Here is a 1,492-nt window from a genome sequence, read left to right as displayed (position 1 = left end):
CAATACCGTTTACTTATGGCGATGGGACGGAGTCGCCTGAGAGGACGACAGGGCGGCGTCCGATATAGGGCGCGTTCCGCTGATACGGATGTTTGACGTGAAAGACGGACATCTTGCGTTTGACTACGCGTGGGTTGGCGCGGGGACGTCGGGGAGGGAGGCGTTCGTGAAGGATTTCCGTGGTGACACGGCAGTGCGCATCATTCTGGGTTCGAGGGGGAAAAGCCCGGGTGACTCGCGGTGGTGCGGCGAGCGGCCCGGAGGGTGCGGGTGAACGACAGTCTGTCGGGGTCGTCTCCGGAATGTGTTGCTGCCGAGTACATCAGGGTCCGAATCGCGTAGTGGACGCAGAGGTGGCCGTAGACCTCTTGGATCACCCCGTCGGGGGTTTTCGACCGCAGTACCACCCCCGGACCGCGCTGGTGGGTCTTGAGTTCGTCGAACGCGGTCTCGATCTCCCACCGCTGCGAATACAGCCCGGCCAACTCGGCGGCAGGCGCGGCGTCGGGGTCGGTGATCGTGGTCAACAGACGATACGGTGTCTGATCACCCACGGGTGCGGGCTCACCGTCTTCGCCCACCACGTCGAGGGTGTACTCGATCACCCGGACCGCGATGCCGTCGGCGCGGTTCCGGCGCGCCTTCGTTCCCGGGTAGACGTGGGATGCGAAAGATCCGTCTGGATAGCGTTTTTCGACAGGAAGTACAGCGTTGGACTTCATTCGCCACAGCAAGTCGGCACCGGTGTCGGCGCACATCTGCCACAGTCGATAGCTGAAGAATCCACGGTCGGCGAGCAGCAGCATCCCCGACTGCAGCGACCGCACGATTGACTCGGCCAGGCTCTGTTCGCCCTGTTTGTATGTCCCGAGCGCGGCGTCGACGATCGCGTGTGAGCCGCATTCGGCCAACCCCAGCACCCGAACCTGCGGGAACGCTCCGCCGCGGCCGCCACCGCGGGAGGACGGCGGCCGACCGAAATGCTCGACGTTCGCGTCGTTGTCCGGCACATCCAGGGTCAATCCGTCGATGCTCATCAGTCGCCGGGATCGGTAGAACCCACCCGGAACCTGCGGATCGGCCAGCGGCACTGCCACTTTCTCGTACAGCATGCGCAACGGTTCCGGGCCCAGGCGCTTGCGCGCCTGGAACAATGCCGCCTTCGTCGGGATCGTCCACTGATGCGACCAGCCCGAGGCCCATTCGAGCCCGGTCACCAGTTTGCGCATCACCTCCTCGTACGAGCAGGTGGAGAACAGCGCGAGCGCAAGGACGTAGTACACCGCCACTCGCGCCGGTAACAGGCGATTCCGGCGTTCGACTCGGCCGCATACGGTCAGGATGTCGTCGATCATCTCGGGTGGAAAAACCCCGGTCAACACCCCTAATGAGATGTGATCGGACAACCGTTGGTCACTGTTCGGCTTGACCCATCCCACACGTGGCACGCGCTCGAGAATAACAGCCGTGACATTCTAAGTAAACGGTATTG

General features: G+C 63.3%; 1 protein-coding gene. It reads right to left on the bottom strand.

The window, feature by feature from the left end; genetic code table 11:
• Positions 1-200 precede the first annotated feature (200 nt).
• Positions 201-1,448, bottom strand: coding sequence for an IS4 family transposase (locus tag K3M35_RS25705; protein WP_220667279.1), 1,248 nt, complete (start codon positions 1,446-1,448; stop codon positions 201-203).
• Positions 1,449-1,492 lie beyond the last annotated feature (44 nt).

This window comes from Rhodococcus sp. DMU2021 (assembly GCF_019641445.1).
Classification (GTDB): domain Bacteria; phylum Actinomycetota; class Actinomycetes; order Mycobacteriales; family Mycobacteriaceae; genus Rhodococcus; species Rhodococcus pyridinivorans.
The sequence above is the reverse complement of the archived record's forward strand: the minus strand, read 5'-3'. Positions and strand labels throughout refer to the sequence as shown.